1 protein-coding gene is annotated in these 1,010 nt (G+C 45.4%); it reads left to right on the top strand.

Features of this window, described 5'->3' with window-relative positions:
- A partial coding sequence (tuf, locus tag AB4238_RS20785; RefSeq protein ID WP_372035364.1) for an elongation factor Tu occupies nt 1-1,010 on the top strand: 1,010 nt, incomplete at both ends.

The raw sequence follows: 1,010 nt of genomic DNA, 5'->3' as shown, positions 1-1,010 counted from the left end.
TACGGTGGTGAAGTTAAAGATTTCGCACAAATCGATAACGCTCCTGAAGAGCGCGAGCGTGGTATTACAATTAATACTTCTCACATCGAATATGACACTCCATCACGTCACTACGCACACGTAGATTGTCCTGGTCACGCCGATTATGTTAAAAACATGATTACTGGTGCTGCTCAAATGGACGGCGCGATTCTAGTAGTTGCTTCTACAGATGGTCCAATGCCACAAACACGTGAGCACATCCTGCTTTCACGTCAGGTTGGCGTACCATTCATTATCGTATTCATGAACAAGTGTGACATGGTTGACGATGAAGAGCTTCTTGAGCTTGTGGAAATGGAAGTTCGTGAACTTCTTTCTGAATATGAATTCCCAGGTGATGACCTACCAGTTATCCAAGGTTCTGCGCTTAAAGCCCTAGAAGGCGAGCCAGAGTGGGAAGCAAAAATCATTGAACTAGCTGAAGCTCTAGATACTTACATCCCAGAGCCAGAGCGTGCAATCGATGGTGCATTCATTCTTCCAATTGAAGATGTATTCTCAATCTCAGGCCGTGGTACAGTAGTAACTGGTCGTGTAGAGCGCGGTATCATCAAAGTTGGTGAAGAAGTAGAAATCGTTGGTATCAAAGATACCACTAAGACTACTTGTACTGGTGTTGAAATGTTCCGTAAGCTTCTTGACGAAGGTCGTGCTGGCGAGAACTGTGGTGTTCTTCTACGTGGTACTAAGCGTGAAGATGTTGAGCGTGGTCAGGTTCTTGCTGCTCCTGGTTCAATCACTCCACATACAACTTTCAAGTCAGAAATCTACGTTCTGTCTAAAGAAGAAGGTGGACGTCATACTCCATTCTTCAAAGGCTACCGTCCACAGTTCTACTTCCGTACAACTGACGTAACCGGTACTATCGAATTGCCAGAAGGCGTAGAGATGGTAATGCCTGGTGACAACGTTGCTATGACAGTAACACTAATCTGCCCAATCGCGATGGACGAAGGTTTACGCTTCGC

The sequence above is a fragment of the Shewanella sp. 10N.286.45.A1 genome (assembly GCF_041470405.1).
In the GTDB taxonomy this organism is placed as follows: Bacteria; Pseudomonadota; Gammaproteobacteria; order Enterobacterales; family Shewanellaceae; genus Shewanella.
Note: the sequence above shows the minus strand (reverse complement) of the source record. Positions and strands in the feature narration are given on the sequence as shown.